20 protein-coding genes are annotated in these 21,196 nt (G+C 71.0%); 6 read left to right on the top strand and 14 right to left on the bottom strand.

Translation table 11 applies throughout. The annotated features are described in order from the left end of the window. The first annotated feature begins 70 nt into the window (after positions 1–70). A complete protein-coding gene (locus ACFSKW_RS27420) occupies positions 71–1,264 on the top strand; it encodes a nitroreductase/quinone reductase family protein (RefSeq protein ID WP_379575330.1) in 1,194 nt (397 codons plus the stop codon). 227 nt (positions 1,265–1,491) lie between these two features. Here the strand turns inward: ACFSKW_RS27420 and ACFSKW_RS27415 are convergent, their stop codons facing one another. The 7 genes from ACFSKW_RS27415 to ACFSKW_RS27385 form a co-directional block, all read right to left on the bottom strand. After that, entirely contained in the window at positions 1,492–2,079 is a 588-nt protein-coding gene (locus ACFSKW_RS27415) for a GTP-binding protein (protein WP_379575329.1), read from the bottom strand. After that, positions 2,060–2,422, bottom strand: coding sequence for a DUF742 domain-containing protein (locus ACFSKW_RS27410; protein WP_431900289.1), 363 nt, complete (start codon positions 2,420–2,422; stop codon positions 2,060–2,062). Before ACFSKW_RS27410 ends, ACFSKW_RS27415 begins: the two co-directional genes overlap by 20 nt. 7 nt (positions 2,423–2,429) lie before the next feature. After that, entirely contained in the window at positions 2,430–2,852 is a 423-nt protein-coding gene (locus ACFSKW_RS27405) for a roadblock/LC7 domain-containing protein (RefSeq protein ID WP_183648813.1), read from the bottom strand. Positions 2,853–2,922: 70 nt separating this feature from the next. Beyond that, complete coding sequence (locus tag ACFSKW_RS27400) at positions 2,923–5,922, bottom strand: nitrate- and nitrite sensing domain-containing protein (RefSeq protein ID WP_379575327.1); 3,000 nt, start codon at positions 5,920–5,922, stop codon at positions 2,923–2,925. Between the two features lie 202 nt (positions 5,923–6,124). After that, positions 6,125–8,353 carry a [protein-PII] uridylyltransferase gene (locus tag ACFSKW_RS27395; protein ID WP_379575326.1) on the bottom strand — a complete coding sequence of 743 codons (2,229 nt, stop codon included), beginning with the start codon at positions 8,351–8,353 and terminating at the stop codon, positions 6,125–6,127. Between the two features lie 46 nt (positions 8,354–8,399). Further along, a complete protein-coding gene (locus ACFSKW_RS27390; protein WP_183648817.1) occupies positions 8,400–8,738 on the bottom strand; it encodes a P-II family nitrogen regulator in 339 nt (112 codons plus the stop codon). Continuing rightward, a complete protein-coding gene (locus tag ACFSKW_RS27385; RefSeq protein WP_379575325.1) occupies positions 8,735–10,078 on the bottom strand; it encodes an ammonium transporter in 1,344 nt (447 codons plus the stop codon). The genes ACFSKW_RS27390 and ACFSKW_RS27385 overlap by 4 nt, the downstream gene beginning before the upstream one ends. A 218-nt stretch (positions 10,079–10,296) precedes the next feature. On the opposite strand from ACFSKW_RS27385, the gene ACFSKW_RS27380 reads away from it, so the two are divergent. Together ACFSKW_RS27380 and ACFSKW_RS27375 are read left to right on the top strand one after the other, a co-directional pair. Continuing rightward, positions 10,297–11,235: an ABC transporter substrate-binding protein gene (locus tag ACFSKW_RS27380; RefSeq protein ID WP_379575324.1), complete on the top strand. Its 939-nt coding sequence runs from the start codon at positions 10,297–10,299 to the stop codon at positions 11,233–11,235. A gap of 74 nt (positions 11,236–11,309) precedes the next feature. Continuing rightward, a complete protein-coding gene (locus tag ACFSKW_RS27375; RefSeq protein ID WP_379575323.1) occupies positions 11,310–11,975 on the top strand; it encodes a class I SAM-dependent methyltransferase in 666 nt (221 codons plus the stop codon). Between the two features lie 140 nt (positions 11,976–12,115). Here ACFSKW_RS27375 and ACFSKW_RS27370 read toward each other — a convergent pair whose 3' ends face one another. From ACFSKW_RS27370 to ACFSKW_RS27345, 6 genes are all read right to left on the bottom strand, one after another. After that, positions 12,116–13,051: a sigma-70 family RNA polymerase sigma factor gene (locus tag ACFSKW_RS27370; protein WP_379575322.1), complete on the bottom strand. Its 936-nt coding sequence runs from the start codon at positions 13,049–13,051 to the stop codon at positions 12,116–12,118. A 227-nt stretch (positions 13,052–13,278) separates the two neighbouring features. Further along, positions 13,279–14,415: an imidazolonepropionase gene (hutI, locus tag ACFSKW_RS27365; RefSeq protein WP_379575321.1), complete on the bottom strand. Its 1,137-nt coding sequence runs from the start codon at positions 14,413–14,415 to the stop codon at positions 13,279–13,281. After that, positions 14,412–15,737, bottom strand: a complete 1,326-nt coding sequence (locus ACFSKW_RS27360; RefSeq protein WP_379575320.1) for a formimidoylglutamate deiminase — start codon at positions 15,735–15,737, stop codon at positions 14,412–14,414. Before ACFSKW_RS27360 ends, hutI begins: the two co-directional genes overlap by 4 nt. Next, positions 15,734–16,924, bottom strand: a complete 1,191-nt coding sequence (locus ACFSKW_RS27355; protein WP_379575319.1) for an allantoate amidohydrolase — start codon at positions 16,922–16,924, stop codon at positions 15,734–15,736. The genes ACFSKW_RS27360 and ACFSKW_RS27355 overlap by 4 nt, the downstream gene beginning before the upstream one ends. Positions 16,925–17,055: 131 nt before the next feature. Continuing rightward, positions 17,056–17,733 (bottom strand): SDR family oxidoreductase, encoded by a 678-nt coding sequence (locus tag ACFSKW_RS27350; protein ID WP_379575318.1) that lies wholly within the window; start codon positions 17,731–17,733, stop codon positions 17,056–17,058. Then, positions 17,730–18,068: a hypothetical protein gene (locus tag ACFSKW_RS27345; protein WP_379575317.1), complete on the bottom strand. Its 339-nt coding sequence runs from the start codon at positions 18,066–18,068 to the stop codon at positions 17,730–17,732. Before ACFSKW_RS27345 ends, ACFSKW_RS27350 begins: the two co-directional genes overlap by 4 nt. 38 nt (positions 18,069–18,106) lie before the next feature. Here ACFSKW_RS27345 and ACFSKW_RS27340 point away from each other — a divergent pair, with 38 nt between their 5' ends. The 3 genes from ACFSKW_RS27340 to ACFSKW_RS27330 are packed head-to-tail and all read left to right on the top strand — an operon-like array spanning position 18,107 to position 20,336. Further along, the gene (locus ACFSKW_RS27340) at positions 18,107–18,637 is read left to right on the top strand and encodes a PadR family transcriptional regulator (RefSeq protein WP_379575316.1); all 531 of its coding nucleotides are present in this window, start codon (positions 18,107–18,109) and stop codon (positions 18,635–18,637) included. After that, positions 18,637–19,590 (top strand): ATP-binding cassette domain-containing protein, encoded by a 954-nt coding sequence (locus ACFSKW_RS27335; RefSeq protein WP_379575315.1) that lies wholly within the window; start codon positions 18,637–18,639, stop codon positions 19,588–19,590. Before ACFSKW_RS27340 ends, ACFSKW_RS27335 begins: the two co-directional genes overlap by 1 nt. After that, on the top strand, positions 19,587–20,336 hold the full coding sequence (locus ACFSKW_RS27330; RefSeq protein WP_379575314.1) for an ABC transporter permease: 750 nt from the start codon (positions 19,587–19,589) through the stop codon (positions 20,334–20,336). Before ACFSKW_RS27335 ends, ACFSKW_RS27330 begins: the two co-directional genes overlap by 4 nt. On the opposite strand, the gene ACFSKW_RS27325 is transcribed toward ACFSKW_RS27330, so the two are convergent. Further along, the gene (locus ACFSKW_RS27325; protein ID WP_379575313.1) at positions 20,316–21,134 is read right to left on the bottom strand and encodes a MurR/RpiR family transcriptional regulator; all 819 of its coding nucleotides are present in this window, start codon (positions 21,132–21,134) and stop codon (positions 20,316–20,318) included. The two genes, ACFSKW_RS27330 and ACFSKW_RS27325, sit on opposite strands and share 21 nt — an antisense overlap. Positions 21,135–21,196 lie beyond the last annotated feature (62 nt).

The following is a 21,196-nucleotide window of genomic DNA, read 5'->3' as shown; positions in this document are numbered from 1 at the left end:
CCCAAATACCTTGCACTTGAAATTAGCTTTGCTTGCAAAGCAAATCAGCTTGATGACCTAAGGATATCGAATGGCCGAGGACTTCAATGAGCAGATCATCCAGGAGTTCAGGGCGAACGAGGGCCGGGTCGGGGGCATGTTCGAGGGCGCTCCGCTGGTGCTGCTGACCACGGTGGGCGCCAGGAGCGGCGTCGCGAAGACCAACCCCGCCGTCTACCTGCGGGACGGCGAGCGGATCCTGGTGTTCGGCTCCAACGCGGGGCAGGACAGGCACCCCGCCTGGTACCACAACCTCGTGGCCAACCCGGAGGTCGTGGTGGAGCTCGGGGCGGAGCGGTTCGGCGCGCACGCGGTGCCGTTGACGGGCGGGGAACGGGACCGGATGTACGAGCGGCAGGCCTCCCTCGACCCCGCGTTCGCCGCCTACCAGGCGGGCACGTCGCGAGTCATCCCGGTCGTCGCACTCCACCGCTCCACGGAACCCGGGAAGACCGGGACCGGGGAGACCGGGACCGAGGAGACCGGGACCGAGGAGACCGGGACCGAGGAGACCGGGACCGAGGAGACCGGGACCGAGGAGACCGGGACCGAGGAGACCGGGACCGAGGAGACCGGGACCGAGGAGACCGGGACCGAGAAGACCGGGACCGAGGAGACCTGGACCGAGAAGACCCAGACCGAGGAGAGCGGGATCGAGATGACCGGGGCGGTTGGGGAGCGGGTGCGGGCGTTCGGGGACGAACTGGTGCGGGTGCACGGATGGTTGCGTGCGGAGCTGGCGAAGGTGCGGAAGGGCGCGGGCGGGGGACGCGGGCTGGGTGAGGAGTTGCGCGCGCATTGCCTGACCTTCTGCGAGGCGCTGCACTTCCATCACGGCGCCGAGGACGGCGTCGCCTTCCCCTATCTGGAGGAGACGCACCCCGAGCTCGCCCAGGCGCTCGACCGGCTGAGGAGGGAGCACGTGGTGGTCGCGAGGCTGACCGGGGAGCTGCGGGCGCTCCTCGACCGGGACGACGTGGGAGACGCGGCCGAGCGGGGCGGCTATGTCAGTGGCACGGCCGAGCGGGACAGCGACGTCAATGACACAGCCGAGCGAGGCAGCGCGGTCAGTGGCACGGCCGAGCGGGGTGGCGATGTCGGTGACGCGATCGAGCGGCTGGCGGCCGCGCTGGAGGCGCACTTCGACTACGAGGAGGAGCAGCTGGTTCCCGTGCTCAACAGGCTCACCTCCGTGCCGTGGGGGGCGCCGGGAGGGGTCGCGTAACGGCGGCCGGCCCCGCGCGCCCGATGACCGTCTCCCTGGACGGACGCCCGCCCCGCGCCCAGGGTGGGCTGGAGCGGGGCTTGCCGTACGGAGACGACCGTGCGGACGCGCACGACGCGCGGAGACGGAATCGGAGGCAGAACGCGCGCGGAGACGGAAGCGGAGGCAGAAAGAAGACAGGAACGCGGAAGGCCGCCGGCGCGAACCGGCGGCCTTCCGTTGCGGCGTTACGCGGGCGCGCCGTAGGCGGCGCGCACCCTGACGACGTGCTCCACCAGGGAGATCAGCGTCGCCTTGACCGAGTCCCTGTTGCGGGCGTCGGTCCGCACGATCGGGATGTGCGGCGCGAGCGCCAGCGCCTCCCGCACCTCGTTCTCCGAGTGCGGGAACTGGCCCTCCCATCCGTTGATGCCCACCACAAAGGGCAGCTTGGCCTCTTCGAAGTAGTCGATCGCGGGGAAGGAGTCGGCCAGCCTGCGGGTGTCGAGCAGCACGACCGCGCCGATCGCGCCACGCACCAGGTCGTCCCACATGAACCAGAACCGGTGCTGACCCGGCGTGCCGAACAGGTACAGGATGAGGTCCCTGTCCAGCGAGAGCCTGCCGAAGTCCATGGCCACGGTCGTGGTCTGCTTGTTCGGGGTCAGGCCGAGGTCGTCGATGCCCGCCGAGGCATCGGTCATGACCGCTTCCGTGGTCAGCGGGAGGATCTCGGACACCGCACCCACGAACGTCGTCTTGCCGACGCCGAACCCGCCCGCGACGACGATCTTCGTCGAGGTGAGCCCGCCGCCGCTAGAGCCTGCGAAGTCCACTGAGCACCCTTTCGAGCATGTTCATGTCTGGCTGTCCCTGGTCGAGACGCGGCTGGTGCAGGCGCACGAGACCTTCGTCGGCCATGTCGGCGACGACGACCCTGGCCACGCCGAGCGGGACCCGCAGCAAGGCGGAGATCTCGGCGACGGACCGGAACGACCTGCACAGCGTCATGATGGCCTCCTGCTCGGGGGTGAGCAGGGCCATCTCGTCATCCGGGATAGACATCGAGGAGATCAGCGTCTCCATTGCCATGTGGTAGCGGGGTTCCGACCTGCCGCCGGTGACTGCGTACGGACGGAACAGGGGTTCGTCGTCCCCTGTCCCGTCGCTCCCGTACACCATCACATCACCGGGTCCTGGCAGCCTGGAGTTCCGCGCGGAGAGCCGGGGTCAGCGCCTGGCCGGCGCGATCCACCAGCAGGGTCATCTGGTAGGCCACCAGACCCATGTCGCAGTCCGGCGAGGCCAGGACGGTCAGGACGGAGCCGTCGCTGATGGCCATCACCAGGAGCAGGCCCCGCTGCATCTCCACGACCGTCTGGGTCACAGGTCCGCCTTCGAAGACGCGCGAGGCGCCCACGGTGAGGCTGAGCAGGCCCGCGGACACGGCTGCCAACTGGTCGGCCCTGTCCGGCGGGAAGCCCTCGGAGCTGGCCAGGCAGAGGCCGTCGGCCGACACGACGACAGCGTGGGCCACTCCGGGGGTGTTCCTGACGAAGTCAGTGATCAGCCAGTCGAACCTGTGGGCCTCGTGGCTCAAGGTCGTCACGCTTCCTCCTTCGTCGGAAGCGTGACGAACGTGGTGTGTCCACTGGTTCGCTCGCGACGCTCGCTCACGCCTAGTCCTCCTTATCCAACCCGTTAGGGGCGGACTCGTCGTTCAGTTCCGCGCGTCCCCTGCGGACGCCCTGCTGGAAGCTGGACATCCGGTTTCTGATCCGATCCGCCGAGACCGGCGGCATCGGGGTCATCTGCTGGGGCGCCTGACCCGCCGTACCGGGGACCAGGTTCGCCTTGGGGGTGCGCTTGGGGAGACCGGCGGCGGTGATGCCGCCGAGGCTGGGGTCACTGGCCGCGGCCGCTGCCCGCCACCCTGCGTCGGCGGGGGTCCGCCACAGGTCACCATCAGAGGGTACGGCCTGTGCGGGCTGCTGCGCCTCTGGCATGTGGTACTTGGGCTCACGCCTCGGCGAGGCCGCGGGCCCGGTGGACGGCCCCGCTGCGGGCCCGGCTGGACCGGCGGAGGAGGCGGGCGGTGGCGCGGCCTCCTCGGGACGCCTGAACCAGGCGGACTCCACCGACGCGAAGATCGGCAGGAACTCCTCCTGCTCGGGCTCCAGCGGCGAGCTGTCGACCGCGGGCATGGAGGCGGTGTGCTCCTCCCACGGCGCGAACTGCTCGGCCGACGGGTAGGACGGCGCCTGCGCCGGGGGCGGCGGCGTCGGGAACGCGCCCGTGTTGCCGTTGTCGGGCCTGGGGGCGCGGCGCGGCAGCCCGCTGTCGACGCTGGGGAAGGACGGGTGCCGGCCGTTCGCGTCCGTGCTCGGGAAGGACGGGTGCTGCCCGTTCGGGTCCACGCTGGGGAAGGACGGGTGCGAGCCGCCGGGGTGCTGGGCCGTCTGGTCGAGGTTCGGCATCGCGCTCAGGTCGATGCTCGGGAACGACGGGTGCCGGCCGCCCTGCTGCTGCGAGGGCGGCTGCTGGCGGAAGAAGCCGCCGCTGTCGCCGCCCGTGTCGGCGGTGAAGGCGCCGAAGCCCTGGCGGGAGGCCTGCCCGTACCCGTTGGAGTCGAAGGACTCGAAGGCGGCGAACGCCCCGTTCTGCGCGGGCGCGCCGAAGGCTGGCGAGGGAGAGGCCGGCGCGGTGGAGGCGCTGCCGCCGAAGGCGGGCCGCTGCGGGGGCGGCGGCTGGTTGGCGTCGGGCAGCAGCGTCGGCGGCAGCAGCACCATCGCGATGAGGCCGGAGCCCTCGCCCTTGCGCAGCTGCACCCGGATGCCGTGGCGCAGGGCCAGGCGGCCGACCACGAACAGGCCCATGCGGCGGGAGACCGACACGTCCACGACGGGCGGCTCGGCCAGACGCCTGTTGGCCTCGGCGAGCTCGGCCTCGTTCATGGAGATGCCCATGTCGCTCACCGACAGGAGCGCGCCTCCGCCTTCGATGATGCTGCTGGAGACGATGACCTGGCTGTTCTTGGGCGAGAACTGGATGGCGTTCTCGACCAGCTCGGCCACCAGGTGGACCAGGTCGTTGGCGGCGCTGCCGACGACCGCGGTCGCGCGGTGCACCTTGACCTGGACGCGCTCGTAGTCCTCGACCTCGGACAGGGCGGCGCGGACGACGTCGACGAGCTTGGCCGGCTGGCTGCGCCTGCGGGTCGGCTCGTGGCCGGCGAGGACCAGGAGGTTCTCGGAGTTGCGGCGCATGCGGGTGGCCAGGTGGTCGAGGCTGAACAGGTCGGCGAGACGGCTGCCGTCCTGCTCGCCCTTCTCCAGACCGTCGATCAGCGAGATCTGCCGCTCCACCAGCGTCTGCGTGCGGCGGGAGAGGTTGACGAACATCGCGCTGATGTTGCTGCGCAGCTCGGACTCCTCGGCCGCGAGCCGTACGGCCTGGCGGTGGACCTCGTCGAAGGCCTGCGCCACTTCACCGATCTCGTCCTTGCCCTCGACGTCGATCGGCTCGATCTCGGGGACGGTGGGGTTGCCGGAGACGCGCAGGTTGCGCACGACGTCCGGCAGCCTGGATCCGGCGATGTCGAGCGCCTCGCTGCGCAGGCGGCGCAGCGGGGTGACCATCGAGCGGGCGATGAGGACGGTGAACAGCAGCACCAGCAGGAGCACGAGCAGGATGCCGCCGCCGATGAGGAGGGCGGTGCGCAGCTCGGCGCTCCTGAGCTCCTCGGCGCGGCTGGTCACGGCCTGGGCGAGCCCCGGGTTCTTCGGGTCGGGGTTGCTCTCGATCTTCTGCATGACCGCGATGGCCTTGGCGTTGTCCTCGAACCACTGGGTGGGGTCGACGAGCAGCGCCCTGGCCTGGAAGGCGGGGCCGTCGTTGGTCAGGCGGATGGCGCGGGCCTTGGTCAGCTCGGCGCGGACCACGTCGCTGTCGTTGCGCAGTCCCGTCGCGAGGGCGGTGGCCCTGGTGGCGCCTGCGTCGGCGGCGAAGCTGTTGACCAGCTGCCACTGCTGGGAGCCCGCGGCGATGAAGTCGGTCACCCGCTGCGCGTCGACCTTGGAGGAGCCGTAGTAGGACTCCAGCAGCATGATCCGCTGCTTGGAGACCTCCTCCTTGGCCTTCACCAGCACGGTCAGCGCGCGGAAGTCACCGAGGATCTGCGGGTCGCTGTTGAGGAGGCTCAGCTCCTCGTGGACGCGGACGAGCTGCTCGACGAGGTAGCGGTAGGCGCCGGAGTCGGGCCTGGCGCGCTGCTGGGCCCTGATCGCCGACAGCGACCTCAGCTGGGCGGCGGCGAGCTTGGCGGCCTGCTCGACTCGGGGGCCGTAGGAGGCGTCCATCGCGCCCAGGTCGGCCAGGACGGCCTTGACCTGCTTGTCGACGACGTCCTTGCTCTCCTCGTAGGGCTGCTTGAGCTGCTTGCGCTGCCTGGTCGCGTAGAACCAGCCGCCAGTGTCACGCTCCATGCCGAGCGCCTGGACCAGGTCGCGGATGTCGGTGGCCTGCTGGGCCACGACGACCGTGCGGTCGTAGACCCCGATGCTGTCCACGGAGGACACGACCCTCGCCCCGCCCAGCACGACACCCGCGATGGTGGGCACCAGGATCAGGGCGGTGAGTCGAGATCTCACGCGCCAGTTGCGCAGTCCGATTCGTGGCATCGACCGCTTCCCGCGGTCCCGCCTGGCGGTGCGTCCGCCGCCGGATGTCACCGTCGTCACAGCCGTCGTTACCCCTCAACACCCTGTTCCGCAACAGGAATCATAAAGACCGTAATTCGCCCCACAACGTATCCGCCACAACTCGCGTACCAGGCAAAACGGACACAATCGTTACAAATGTGACCGCAGACCGTTGCGATGTTTATCGGAGTGCAGCGAGCACGTGATCGCGGACTTGGGTCCGCTGCGCGTCGTCGCTGAGGGGGCGTCCGGCGCGGTCCACTACGTAGAAGACGTCAACCGCCTCCGCGCCGAGAGTCTCCACGCGAGCGGCTTTCACGTCAAGCCCGCATTCCCCGAAAGCTCTGCCGATACGCCACAGGAGGCCCGGACGGTCATGGGCTCTGACCTCCACGACGGTCGCCGTCGTGGAGGCGTCGTCGATCAAGGTGACGCGGGGCGGGGCGACCGGCACCCTGGCGGGTCGCACCGATCGCGTACGGCGTGCCAGCCGCTGCTCGATGTCCAGCCGTCCGGCCAGGACAAGGCGCAGGTCAGCCTCGAGAGTCGCGGGGTCGGGCGGCGTGCCGTACTCGGGGATGACGGAGAATTCGATCACGGCCGTGGAGCTCGCGGAAGCGGCCGAAGCCGAGCGGACGACCAGCCTGTGCGCGGCCATGACACCGGCCGCCCGCCAGAGCAGTCCGGGGCGATCCGGAGCGACGACTGTGACGTTTGTCCCATTCACCCTGATCGCGCCGCCGCCATGCCTGGCGAGCGTCGCCTGGGAGGGCGAGAGGGCGGGGGCGGGAGGCAGCGGTGAACCCGAGAGCGCGCTGCGCACCCTGCGCACGAGATCGTCGACGAGCGAGGCCTTCCACGCGTTCCACGCGGCCGGTCCCGTGGCGTTGCCGTCGGCGCGGGCCAGCGCGGCGAGCAGGTCCAGCACCTCGCGCGAGCCGACCGCGCCGGCGACCTTCTCGATCGTCACGGGGTCGTCGAGGTCCCGCCTGGTCGCGGTCTCCGGCAGCAGCAGGTGGTGGCGGACGACGGTGGCGAGGATCTCGACGTCCTGCGGCGGCAGCCCGAGACGCGCGCCGATGTCGCGCACGACCACCACTCCTGTGACCGAGTGGTCGCCGGGCCAGCCCTTGCCGATGTCATGCAGGAGGGCCCCGATCAGCAGCAGGTCGGGGCGGGCGACCTCGCGGGTGTAGGCGGCGGCGTTGGCCGCGGCCTCGATGAGGTGACGGTCGACGGTGAAGCGGTGGATGGGGTTGCGCTGGGGGCGGTGCCGTACGCGCTCCCAGTCGGGCAGCAGCTTCACCAGGATGCCCGCCTGGTCGAGCTCCTCCCAGACGGGGACGGCGGCGCGCCCGGCGCCGAGCAGCGCCACGAGCGCGTCGCGCGCCTCGTCGGGCCACGGCACCGGCATCGGCGCCGACTGACCGGCCAGCACCGAGACGGTGGCGGGCGCCAGCGGCAACCCCGACTCGGCGGCCGCGGCGGCGGCGCGCAGCACCAGCACGGGGTCGGTGCGCGGGGTGACGCCGCGGGCGAGCACCACCTCGCCGGCGTGCTCGACCACGCCGTCGGCGAGCGGCCTGCGACCGCGGGGGACGGGCCCCGACAGCAGCCGGTCGACGGTGCGCCAGGTGGTGTCGAAGGCGTGGGAGACCGTCCTGCCCGCCTCGGCGAGCCTGCGCATGAGCGCCTCGGCGTCGAGCAGGCCCAGCGTGCCCGCCACCGCGTCCTGCTCCTGCAGGACCAGCCGGTCGGCGCCGCGGGCGGTGACGACGTGGAGCGCGTGCCGTACGTCGAGGATGAGCTCGTACGCCTCGCGGACGCGCGGGCCTGGAGCGGAGGCCACCCAGGCGGCGGCCACGGCCTGCATCGCCTGGACGTCGCGCAGCCCTCCGCGGCCGTCCTTGAGATCGGGTTCGAGGAGGAAGGCCACCTCCCCGCTGGTCTCGGCCCGCTTGTCGGCCGCCTCTCGCAGCTCCGCGAGCCTGCGGCGGGAGTCGGCCCGCCATTCGGCGAGCACGGACTCTCTCGCCCTCCTGGTCAGTTCGGGGTCGCCCGCGACGTGCCTGGCCTGGATGAGGCCGAGCACGACCTTCAGGTCCTCGCGGGCGACCTTCACGGCCTCGTCCACCGTGCGGACCGAATGGTCGAGGCCGACACCGGAGTCCCAGATCGGGTACCAGATCCGGTCGGCGAGCCTGGCGACGTCCTCGCCACCCTCGTGCAGCATGACCAGGTCGAGATCGCTGCCGGGGGCCAGCTCTCCCCTGCCGAGGGAGCCGACGGCGACGAGCGCGACGCCGTCGCCGCCGGGGTTCGCCGTCCGCAGCAGGTCCTTCAGCCAGCGGTCGGTGTCCGCGGCCCGCTCCTTGCGGGCCGCGGCGAACGATCGGGCGTCCGCTCTCACCGCGTCCTCCGGCCGGGTTCTGCCCGGGCCTCCGGCCTGCGTCCCATCACAGCGCTTCGGGACCGCGCTCTCCGGTGCGCACCCGGATCACGGTGTCGACGGGGACGGACCACACCTTGCCGTCGCCGATCTTGCCCGTCTGGGCGGCCTTGACGATGACGTCGATGACCTCCTCGGCGTCGTCCTCCTCCGCGAGCACCTCGAGGCGCACCTTGGGCACGAGGTCGACCTGGTACTCGGCGCCGCGGTACACCTCGGTGTGCCCGCGCTGGCGGCCGTAGCCGCTGGCCTCACTGACCGTCATGCCCTTGATGCCGAACTGCTCCAGCGCGGCCTTCACGTCGTCCAGCTTGAACGGCTTGATGACGGCGGTGATGAGCCTCATGCGTCCACCTTCTTCGGGGTCGTGGCGAGCGCCGAGGACGCGGACACGCCCGAGGCGTGCACGGTTCCCAGGTCGTAGCCGGTCTCGGCGTGCGTGGTGATGTCGACGCCCGCGAGCTCCTTGTCGGCGTCGATCCTGAAGCCCATTGTCTTGTCGATCACCTTGGCCGCGACCCACGACACCGCGAACGAGTAGCCGCCGACCGCGATCGGGCCGAGGATCTGGAGTCCGAGCTGGCTGATCGGGCCGCCGTAGAGCAGGCCCTCGTTCTGCTGCGGGAGGAAGGGGTAGGCGGCGAGGAAGCCCAGGGAGACGGCGCCGATGACGCCGCCGACCAGGTGCACGCCGACCACGTCGAGGGAGTCGTCGAAGCCGAGGCGGTACTTCAGGCCGACCGCGTAGGCGCAGGCCACACCGGCGAGCAGGCCGATGACGATGGCCGCCCACGGGTCGACGAAGCCGCACGCGGGGGTGATCGCGACCAGACCGGCGACCGCGCCTGACGCCACGCCGAGGGTGGTGGCGTGGCCGTCGCGCAGCTTCTCCACCACGAGCCAGGCGCCCGCCGCGACGGCGGTGGCGATCTGGGTGTTCATGAAGGCCAGCCCCGCGGTCTGGTCGGGGGCGAGCTCGGAGCCGGCGTTGAAGCCGAACCAGCCGAACCACAGCAGGCCGGTGCCGAGCAGGACCAGCGTCAGGTTGTGCGGGCGCATCGGCTCCTTGCCCCAGCCGTGGCGCTTGCCGAGCACGAGGGCGAGCGCGAGGGCCGCGGCTCCCGCGTTGATGTGGACCACGGTGCCGCCGGCGAAGTCCTCGATGCCGAGCTGGCCGAGCCAGCCGCCGCCCCAGACCCAGTGGGCCACGGGGAAGTACACGACCGTCGCCCACACCAGGGAGAAGACGACCCAGGCGCCGAACTTGGCGCGGTCGGCGATGGCGCCGCTGATCAGGGCGACCGTAATGATCGCGAAGGTGAGCTGGAAGGCGGAGAAGACCATCATCGGGAAGTTGTCGGCCGCGGCCGCCTCCGCCGTGACCTGGCCGCCCTGGACGATCAGGCCCTCGTAGACGGCGTTGAAGACACCGCTCAGGCCGAGATTGTCCAGGCCGCCGACGACGAAGTTCAGCGTGTCGCTGCCCGAGGCGTCGAACGCCAGCGAGTACCCGTAGAGGACCCAGGCGACCGTCACCACGATGATGCTGACGAACGACATCATCATCATGTTGAGGACGCTCTTCGCCCTGGTCATACCCCCATAGAAGAACGCGAGGCCCGGAGTCATCAGCAGCACCAGGGCGGTGCATACCAGCATCCAGGCGGTAGTGCCGCTATCGATCATCGACGCGACCCTCCTTCACTTTCGGCCTGTACGTGTCGCAGTGGATGCCCCCAGCAGCGCACTGACGTGTGGCCACAGCGTCTTCTTCTGCCGTTTCGTGGCTTTACCTCACATGTTTCGCATGCGTGAAACTCCGCACTCTGGTGTTTCGCGAGTGTTTCGGACGGGCCAGTACTACACTTAGGGTTGCCTTACCTAAGCGATCAAGGAAACCAGTGATGACGTTCCGTCTGGCCGGGCTCACGGCCGCCGCCCTGCTGTCCGCCCTCGCGCTCACCGCGTGCGGCGCCTCCACCCCCGAAGGGGCGGCCACAGGACCGACCCGGACGATCAAGCACGCGATGGGCGAGACGAAGGTCCCCGAGGCGCCCAAGCGGGTCGTCGTCCTCGACACCGACAAGCTCGACACCATGGTGTCGCTCGGCCTCACCCCCGTCGGCGCCGCACAGGCGGGCGAGAGCCAGAAGTGGCCCGCCTACCTGGGCTCCGCCCTGGCGGCCACCAAGTCCGTCGGCACCCTCCAGCAGCCGAACCTGGAGGCGATCACGGCGCTCAAGCCCGACCTCATCCTCGGCACCAAGTTCCGCCAGGCCGCCTTCTACGACAAGCTCAGCAGGATCGCTCCCACGGTGTACACCGAGAAGGTCGGCATCACCTGGAAGGACAACTTCCTCCTCGACGCCGACGCGCTGGGCAGGAAGGCCGAGGCGGAGAAGCTGATGTCGGCCTACGAGGAGCGCGCCAAGCAGGTCGGCGCGAAGTTCACCAAGCTGAAGGTGAGCCTCGTGCGCTTCATGCCCACCGAGATCAGGATGTACGGCCCCGAGTCCTTCAGCGGCATCGTGCTCGGCGACGCGGGCGTCCAGCGTCCCGAGGCGCAGCTGCTCGCCGACCAGGACGACAAGCGGTTCGGCAAGCTGAGCCAGGAGAACATCGCGAAGGCCGACGGCGACGCCCTCTTCTACAGCGCGTACGGCGACGCCGCGGCCAAGAGCCAGGCCGAGGTGACCGGCGGCCCGCTGTGGAAGAACCTCGGCGCGGTCACATCCGGCAACGCGCACAACGTGGACGACGAGGTGTGGATGCTCGGCATCGGCGTCACGGCGGCCGGGAAGATCCTCGACGACCTGGACAAGTACCTGACGCCGCTGACCTGACATGCGCCCCATGCATGGCCGGTCTGTCCGACCCGCAGTTGTCCTCATGGCGTGCCCGCCCGATGCTCGCAGGTGTGAACGACTACCACTGGTCCTTCTACCGTGACCACCTGCCGCCCGCGCCCGCCCACGTGGTGGAGATCGGCTGCGGCCCTTCCGGCGGTTTCGTGCCCCGCCTGCTGTCCCTCGGGTACGGCGCGGCGGGCGTCGACCCCGAGGCGCCCGAGGGCCCGCCGTACCACCGGACGCTGTTCGAGCAGTACGAGCCTGCCCGGCGGGTGGACGCCGTCGTCGCCTGCGCCTCGCTGCACCACGTCGAGGACCTGGACGAGGTGTTCGGCAGGGTCGCGGGCGCGCTGCGGCCCGGCGGCGCGTTCGTCGTCGTCGAGTGGGCGCGGGAGCTGTTCGACGAGGCGACCGCGCGCTGGTGTTTCGAGCGGCTGCGGGCGCCCTCGCCCGAGAACGAGAACGAACACGGTTGGCTGAGTTCGCACAGGGACCGCTGGCAGGCCTCAGGGCTGCCGTGGGCGGCCTATGTCGGCGGCTGGGCCTCTGGTGAAGGCCTGCACACGGGAGCCGACCAGGAGGCGGCTCTGGGCCGCTGGTTCGAGCCCGTGGCGATGGAACGCGGGCCGTACTTCTTCACCGACCGCGGGGGCGGCGAGGAGCGGGACGCGATCGACGCCGGCCTGATCCAGGCCACGGGACTGCGCTACGCGGGCCGTCCCCTCACGGGCTAGCCGCGCGGCGCCGGGAGCCGGCGGCGCTCGAACGCGAAAGACCCCGGCCGCGCGCCCGCGGTTCGAACCGTGCGGGCGGTCGGCGGCCGGGGTCTGCCGAGCCTGCGGCCCGTGAAAGCGCGGGCCGGTGGAAGGCGGTCTCAGGCGGCGGCGGTGGCCATCTTGCGGAGCCTGGCCAGAGCGTCGCGCTCGATCCGGCGGGCGCGGTCGCGCCCGATGCCGTAGCGCTCGCCGACCTCGGTCAGCGTGTGCTCGCGGCCGTCGAGCAGGCCGTAGCGCCAGCGCAGCATCTCGCTGGTGTGGCCCTCGAGCCCGGTCAGCCACTCGTCCAGGCGCTCGCGCTCCAGGATGTCGATCGCCTGCTGCTCCGGGTCCGCCCACGTCTCGTCGGCGATCATGTCGCCCAGCTCGGTCTCGTCCTCGTCGCCCACGCCGAGCTGCAGCGAGACCGGGTCGGAGGCCCAGCGGCGCAGCTCGCGCACCCGCTCGATCGGCAGGTCGAGCACCTTCGCGAGGTCGTCGTCGGTCGGCTCGGCGTCGAACTCCGCCAGCATGTCGCGCCGTACCCGCATCAGCCTCGTCATCTGCTCACCCGCGTGGGTGGGCAGCCGCACAGGGCGGGCCTGCTCGTGGATGGCGCGCCCCACGGACTGCCTGATCCACCAGGTGGCGTAGGTCGAGAACTTGTACCCCCGCCGGTAGTCGAACTTCTCCACCGCACGCACCAGCCCCAGGTTCCCCTCCTGGACCAGGTCGATCAGCGGCATCCCCCGCCCCGAGTACTTCCGAGCCACCGCGACCACCAGTCGCAGGTTGGCCTGGATGAACTCGTCCTTCGCACGCTGTCCCGAGATCGCCAGTCGCTCGAGCTCCTCGTCGGCCGCGTCCCCGATCCGCGGCTCCGAGCCCCCGCTGTCGAGCAGCTGCTCGGCGAACAGCCCCGCCTCGATCCGCTTGGCGAGCTCGACCTCCTCCTCGGCGGTGAGCAGCGGGACCCTGCCTATCTCCGCCAGATAGGTCCCGAGCAGGTCGCGATCGGCGACCTCCTGCGTGCGATTCCCCGTAGGCCTTGCCATCCCCAGGCACCTCGTTCCCGCAGCTGCGTTCTATATCCCGGCAACGTCCGACCCGAAGCAAAGATTCCCAAAAGAACTACGACCAGAGGACGGTTCTGCAGCTCCTCCTCAGGGATGAGAAACGCCTGGCCCGCCCAGCGAAAAGCGGCGGGGCCGGCGCCGATCCGCCGTCCCCGCCGCAGGTCGAGCCAGGTACGGCGGCTCCAACCACAGGATGAATCGCAGGCCTAACGCACCCGCTCCCCCGCCCGCCACACCTGCCGCACGAGGGGCACTCCCGGCCGGTAGGCCAGGTGCACGAACGACGGCGCGTCCAGGACGACGAGATCGGCCCGCGCGCCCGCGCGCACCAGCCCGATGTCGTCGCGGCGCAGCGCCCTCGCCCCTCCGTAGGTCGCGGCCCTGACCGCCTCCATCGGCGTCATCCCCATCTCCCGTACGGCCAGCGCCACGCAGAACGGCATCGACGAGGTGAACGACGACCCGGGGTTGCAGTCGGTGGCGATCGCCACGGTGACGCCCGCGTCGATGAGCCGGCGCGCGTCGGGATAGGGCGAACGCGTGGAGAACTCCGCTCCCGGCAGCAGCGTGGCCACCGTGTTGGAGGAGGCCAGCGCGTCGACGTCGGCGTCCGTCAGGTGCGTGCAGTGATCGGCGGAGGCCGCGTCCAGCTCGACCGCGATCCGCACGCCGGGACCCTCGGTGAGCTGGTTGGCGTGCACGCGCGGCAGCAGCCCCGCCTTGATCCCCGCCTGGAGGATCTCGCGCGTCTGGTCGCCGTCGAACGCGCCCCGCTCGCAGAAGACGTCCACCCACTTGGCGTATGGCGCGCAGGCCCGCAGCATCTCACCCGTCACGGTCCTGACGTACTCGTCGGCGTCGGCGCCGGCCGGCACCACGTGCGCGCCCAGATAGGTCGTCTCGTCGGTCAGCGAGGTGGCGATCTCCAGCGAGCGCCGCTCGTCCTCGACCGTCAGCCCGTAACCGCTCTTGATCTCCACGGTGGTCGTGCCCTGGGCGGTCATCTCCTCGACCAGCGACGCCGCCCGCGTGGCCAGCTCCGCCTCGCCCGCCGACCTGGTCGCCTCGACCGTCGTGCGGATGCCGCCCGCGGTGTAGCTCTGGCCCGACATGCGGGCGTTGAACTCGAACGTGCGGTCACCGGCGAAGACCAGGTGCGCGTGGCTGTCGACGAAGCCGGGGATGACGCATCTCCTGCCGACGTCGTGGCGCTCGTCGCACGCGGGCGCCTCGCTGGAGGGGCCCACCCAGGCGATCCGCTCGCCCTCGACGACCACCGCGGCGTCGAGGTGCTCGACATGCCCGTCGAAGAGCATGCCGATCCCGTCGATGAGGGTACTCACCTGATCGCTCCGATCGCCTCGTTCAGCATCCGCCCGACGTCTCCCAGCTCGTGCCGGCCGTCGGTGACGATCCTCCGACCGCCCGAGATCACACTGTGCACGTCCGCGGCCGTCGCCGCGAACACGATCGTCTCCACGGCGCTCTCGCGTGTCGCACCCGCCGTACGGACCGAGTCGAGGCGCACGGAGACCAGGTCGGCCCACGCGCCGGGGACGAGGCTTCCCGCGTCGGGGAAGCCCAGCGACGCGTGACCGGCGGAGGTGGCGGCGGTCAGCAGCTCGGAGGCGCGCCAGTGGCCGCGCCGCTCGCTGGCGAGGCGCTCGTTCAGCTCGACCGCGCGGGCCTCCTCGAACAGGTCGACGACGGCGTGGCTGTCGGAGCCGAGCGTGATCGGCGAACCCCTGTCGAACAGCGCGCGGGCGGGACCGATGCCGTCGGCGAGGTCGCGCTCGGTCGTCGGGCACATGCAGACGTGGGTGCCCGAGTGGCCGAGCAGTTCGAGGTCGACCTCGGCCAGGTGGGTGGCGTGGACGGCGGTGGAGCGGGGGCCGAGCGCGCCGTGCTCGTGCAGCACCTGGACCGGCGTGGCGGCGTAACGCTCGACGCAGGCCGCGTTCTCCGCGCGCTGCTCGGAGACGTGCGCGTGCAGGGGGGCCGCGTGCTTGTGGGAGAACTCGGCGACCGTCGGCATCTGCTCCGGCGGCACGGCCCTGACGGAGTGGATGGCCGCGCCGATCTCGACGTCGTGCCGCCCCTCGTAGGCGGCCGCCAGGCCCTCGGCCCTGACCGCCCACGCGTCGCTGGTGCCGTCGGCGAAGCGCCGCTGCGCCCCCTGGAGCGCGGTGCCGACCCCGCCGGTCAGGTAACAGGTGTCCAGCAGCGCGATGCGCAGGCCCGCCTCTCGCGCGGCCTGGATCAGCGCGTGCCCCATCTCGTTCGGATCGTCGTACGGCACGCCGTCCGGCCCGTGGTGCAGGTAGTGGAACTCGCCCACGCTGGTGATCCCCGCCATGGCCATCTCGGCGTAGGCCGCCCTGGCGAGCCTCAGGTAGGAGTCGGGGTCGAGCGCGCCCGCCACCTCGTACATCTGCTCGCGCCACGTCCAGAAGTCGCCCTTGCCCGTCTGGGTGGCGCCCCGCAGCGCCCGGTGGAAGGCGTGGGAGTGGGCGTTGGCCATGCCGGGGATGGTCAGCCCTTCGAGGACGACCCCCTGCCGGACGTCCCTGCCCACCGCGACGATCCGATCGCCTTCGACCTCGATCAGCACGCTGTCGGCGACGCCCTCGGGGAGCAGGGCGAGTTCGCACCAGTAAACGGTCATCGCGCCAGTTCCTCCAGCACGCCCGCGAGGGCGGTGACCCCGTGGGCGCAGTCGTCGGCCTCGGCGTGCTCCTTCGGCGAGTGGGAGACGCCCGTGGGGTTGCGCACGAACAGCATCGCCGCGGGGACTCCCGCCGCCGCGAGGATGCCCGCGTCGTGGCCCGCGCCTGTCGGCAGCACGGGGGCGGGACGCCGCCCCGCCGACCGCACGTCAGCGAGGGCGGAGCCGACGGCGGCGGCCAGCCGGTCGCGCAGCGGCACCTCGAAGTCGACGACGGGCGTCCACGACTCCTCGCTCACGTTCCTGCCGTCGGACAGTTCCTCCACCAGGGCTCTGACAGCCGGTTCGGCGCCGCCCCTGGCGTCCAGCCACGCGGAGACCAGCCCGGGGACGGCGTTGGCGTTGTTCGGCGACACCCGCACCTTGCCGAACGTCGCCACGATCCCGTGCTTCTCCGCCGCCTCGCGCGCCTGCAGGACGGCGCGGGCGTAGTCGAGCATCGGGTCGTGCCTGTCCTCGAGTCGCGTCGTCCCGGCGTGGTTGGCCTCGCCGTGGAAGTCGAACCGCCACCTGCCGTGGGGCCAGATCGCGCTCGCCACCCCGACGGGCTCGTCGAGGTCGGCGAGCCCGCGTCCCTGTTCCACGTGCAGTTCGACGAACACGCCGATCCTGGCCCTGGTCTCGTCGTCCCTGCCCAGGTCCTCCGGCGTCCGGCCGGCCGCGCGCAGCACCTCGGCCATGGAGGCGCCGTCGTCGTCGGTCAGGCCTCTGGCCCTCCCGGGGTCGAGCACGCCGGTCAGCAGCCGCGAACCCATGCACGGCACACCGAACCTGGCGCCCTCCTCATCGGTGAAGCAGGCGACGCCGACCGGTTTCGACGGGGTGAAGCCCCTGGCCATCAGCAGGTCGAGGGCGCGGAAGGCGGACACGACCCCGAGGGGGCCGTCGAACGCGCCGCCCTGCCGTACGGAGTCGAGGTGGCTGCCCGTGACCACGCCGGGTTCGCGGTCCGGATCACCCCACCAGGCCCACAGGTTGCCGTTGCGGTCGTCGTGCAGGCCGAGGCCGCGGTTGGCGGCCTCCTGCCGGAACCACTCCCGCAACTCCATGTCAGCGGGCGACCACGCGTCCCGCACGTAGCCGTTGGTCGCGGGATCCCGTCCGATACGCGAGAGTTCATCCAGCATGCCTTCACTCTAGTGAATGAATCCATTCACCCACTCCGACACCCCGGGTCATCCGCGGATCCGCCGCGCGCCGGCTTCCCTGGGCGGGCTTCGCTCCCGAGCGGATCCACGGACCCTCCGCGGTCGGCGCGTCAGGAGACCGGGCCCTCGCTGGGGCGCAGGGTGAGCTCGGTCAGGTGGGCGTCGGCTCCCGCGTCGATCGCCGCCACCACGGCCCTGGCCACGGTCTCGGGCTCCAGGTACTTCTCGGGCTCGAACGCGCCGCCCTCCTGCGCCCGCACGCCACGCTGCATGTCGGTGGCGACGCGCCCGGGATAGACGCTCGTGACCCGCAGCGCGGGCTCTTCGAGGCGCAGACCGTCGGCGAAGGCGCGCAGCGCGAACTTGCTGGCCGCGTACGACACCCATCCCGGGTTCGCCCGCAGGCCGGCACCCGAGTTGATCAGCACCACGTGTCCGCCCGCCGCCCGCAGGGCTGGAAGCAGCAGCCTGGTCAGCTCGGCGACGGCGATCACGTTGACGTCCATCGTCCGCCGCCACACCTCGGCGGGGGTGTCCTCGACGCGCCCGAGCGTGACCACGCCCGCGCTGTGCACGAGCACGTCGAGCCGGTCGATGCCCTCAACGTCGCGCTCGGTGACCTCGGCGAGCTCCACCGGCCATACCCGGGCGTCGGGCAGGCCGGCGGCCACCTCGTCCAGCGCGGCCCTGTCGCGGCCGCCCAGGATCAGCCGGTGGGTGGGCGCCAACGCCCTGGCGATCGCCTCGCCCACACCCCTCGAAGCCCCTGTGATCAGTGCGGTTCTCATGGCCGCCAGCCTAGGGGCCGCAGCTCGCCCGTCCCCGGCCTGGACAGCTCGAGCGAGTGCTCGTGGCCCGGATAGCCGGGATCGGTCGGCCTGACGCGCACCCGCGCGAGGTCGGCCTCCTGCAGGACGCAGGAGTACCACTCGCCGCCGGAACGGAACTCCCAGCGGCCGGCGAGCCTGTCGAGCCCTTCGCGCCTGACGGGTTCCTCGGCCGCGTCCTGCCCGGCCGCCGGGCCCAGGGGGTAGCCGAAGACGGTCATCGGCTGCCAGCCGCCCTCGACCCGCCCGACATAGCCGAGCAGGGCGCCGTCGTCCTCTCTCACGATCTCCTTCATGGTTGACACCATACTCAAGTTTGTATTCAAATTTGAGTGTGCAGACAACGCGGGTTCTGATCCTCGGCACGTTGCTGGACGAGCCGATGAACGGCTACCAGGTACGGCGCCGCCTCGAGATGATGGGCACCGACCAGTGGGCCAACGTCGCCTTCGGCTCGATCTACCACGGGCTCGGCAAGATGGCGGACGAGGGACTGCTCGACGTCGTCGAGAGCGGCAAGGGCGGCAAGACCGTGTACGCGATCACCGACGACGGCCGGTTCGAGTTCCACCGCCTGCTCATGACGCTCTGGTACGAGATCAGGCCGATCGTCGACCCCTTCCAGGTGGCCATGACCTTCATGGACAGGCTCGACAGGCCGATGCTCAAGGATGCGCTGCGGACCAGAGCCGATGAGCTCACCAGGTCGATCGCCATGCTCAACCGGGCGCTGGGCAGCAAGCAGGCCTTCGGCGCCCCCCGGCACGTCGACGAGAACCTGCGGCTGAACATCGGCATGCTCAACGCCCAGCTCACCTGGGTACGGGAAGCCATCGAAAAGGTCGAAGAAGGAGACCTCCCCTGATGATCATCAGTGCGCAAGGCTTAAAGAAGACCTTCGTCACCAAGAGCAGGAAAGGCACGCAGACCGTCGAGGCGGTCAAGAGCGTCGACCTGGACGTCAAGAGCGGCGAGATCTACGGCGTGCTCGGCCCGAACGGCGCCGGCAAGACCACCACGATCAGAATGCTCGCCACCCTCATCGCCCCTGACGCGGGCACCGCCAGGATCGCCGGGTACGACCTGGTCAAGGAGCCGGGCCAGATCAGGCGCAGGCTCGGCTACGTCAGCCAGGCGGGCGGGGTGGAGGAGCAGAACTCCCCCCGCGCGCAGGTCGTGTTCGCGGCCAAGATCTACGGTGTGCCCGAACCAGCACGGGCCGCCGACGACATCCTCAAGAAGATGGACCTCTCCGAGATCGCCGACCGGCCGGGCCGTACCCTCTCGGGAGGTCAGAAGCGCCGCGTCGCCATCGCCCTCGGCCTGGTCCACACCCCGCCGCTGCTGTTCCTCGACGAGCCGACCACCGGCCTCGACCCGCAGAACCGCGCCAACCTGTGGGACAGGATCAGGGAACTGCGCGAGCAGGGCACCAGCGTCCTGCTGACCACGCACTACCTGGAGGAGGCCGACGCGCTCTGCGACCGGCTCGCGATCGTCGACCACGGCGTCGTCGTGGCCGAGGGCACCCCGGCGGAGCTGAAACGGTCGGTGTCCGGCGACGTGGTCACGCTCAGGCTCGACGAACTGGAGCGGGCCGCGACCGTGCTCGGCCCGATGGCGAAGCAGACCCGCGTCGACGACGACATGCTCCGCGTCTACGTCGACGACGGCGAGCACGCGCTGCCGCCGCTCCTGCGCACGCTCGAGGCCGAAGGGCTCCCGCTGCGCTCCATCGCCCTCGAACGGGCCACGCTCGACGACGTCTTCCTGGCCAAGACCGGCCGGTCCCTGCGCGACACCGGAGCCGCCGCATGATCCGCGACACCTCGCTGTTCTTCGGCCACGAGGTCAGGAACACGCTGCGCAACCCGATCTGGCCGCTGTTCGGCATCATGCAGCCGGTGATGTACCTGCTGCTGTTCGCGCCGCTCTACGCGGGCATGGCCTTCCAGGGCGACCTCGGCAAGGCCCTGACCTCCTTCGCCCCCGGCATGCTGGTGATCACCGCGCTGTTCGGCTCGATGGGCGTCGCCTACGGCACCATCTACGAGATCCGCAGCGGCGTGCTGGAGCGGATTGCGGTCAGTCCCACGTGGCGGCCCGCGATCGTGCTCGGCAGGATGCTGCGCGACGTGGTCGCGCTGATGATCCAGTCGCTCGCGGTGATCCTCATCGCGCTGCTGATGGGGCTGCGCATCGGCGTCCTCGGCCTGATCCTCATGCTGCTTCTGCTCGGCGTCACCGGGCTGTTCGCCTCCGGCGTCGCCTACGGCCTGGCACTCGGCCTGCGCGACGAGAACGCGATGGGCCAGATCATGCAGTTCTTCGCGCTGCCGCTGATGCTGCTGTCGGGCGCGCTGCTGCCCATGGCGCTCGGACCCGACTGGCTGGAGAGGATCGCCTGGTTCACGCCCTTCTACCACCCCGTCGAGGCCGGTCGCGCACTGTTCGCCGGCTCGCTGGGCGACGCGTCCATCCCGTTGGCGTTCGGCGTCATGCTCGCGCTCGCCGCGCTGACCGTCACCTGGTCCGTCCGCTCCCTACGCAGGCTCGCCGGCTGACTGGAAGGTCCCCGTCTCCTCCGTCATGCGCTCGTACTCCTCCAGCCTGGCCTGCGTCCGCAGCGGCGCCGCGTCCGCCATCGCCTCCACCAGGGCCATGGCCAGAGCCAGCGGCGCCGCGTGCGAGTCGAACACCAGCCGCTCCCCCACCGGCGCGTCCAGCACGACGTCGGCGGGGAAGCCGGGCCTGTCGGTGATCACGGCGGTCTTGAGGCCCAGCTTGCCCGCGTACTCCAGCGCCTGCACGACCTCCGCCGGATACCTCGGCAGGACCACCGCCACCACCCATTCCGCGCCCGCCCTGCGCGCCGCGTGCAACCCGTCGACCAGCTCGGAGCCGCCGTGGACGAGCAGGCGGACGTCGGGGTGGACGCGCCTGGCGAAGTAGGCGAACGTGGTCGCGAGCCCGGACGAGACACGCAGTCCCAGCACGGGCAGCGGCTCGGTGGCGGCCAGCGACTCGCCGAGCTCCTTCAGCGGCAGGCCCGCCAGGCGCTCGCGGATGAGGGTGAGGTTGCGGATCTCGTCGTCGATCGCGCCCTTGAGCAGGCTGCCGCCCTCCGGCCTGCCGCCGAGCACGAGAGGCCGCAGCGCCTGCCTCAACTCGGGATAGCCGCCGAAGCCCAGCACCATCGCGAACCTGGTCACCGAGGGCTGGCTCACGCCCGCCCGCTCCGCCAGCTCCACGCTGGACAGGAAGATCGCCTCGTCCAGATGGTCGGACAGGTAGTGCGCGATCCGCCGCTGCACCGGCGACAGACGCCTGCCGTCCAGGAGCCCTTCAAGTCCGTCCCTCACGCCACCTCCAACACGCTGACCGGTCCAACCCCTTCCCGCCCGCCAGGAACCCCTTCCCCTCC

The sequence above is a fragment of the Nonomuraea mangrovi genome, assembly GCF_042681425.1.
Taxonomy (GTDB): Bacteria; Actinomycetota; Actinomycetes; order Streptosporangiales; family Streptosporangiaceae; genus Nonomuraea; species Nonomuraea mangrovi.
The sequence above is the reverse complement of the archived record's forward strand: the minus strand, read 5'-3'. Positions and strand labels throughout refer to the sequence as shown.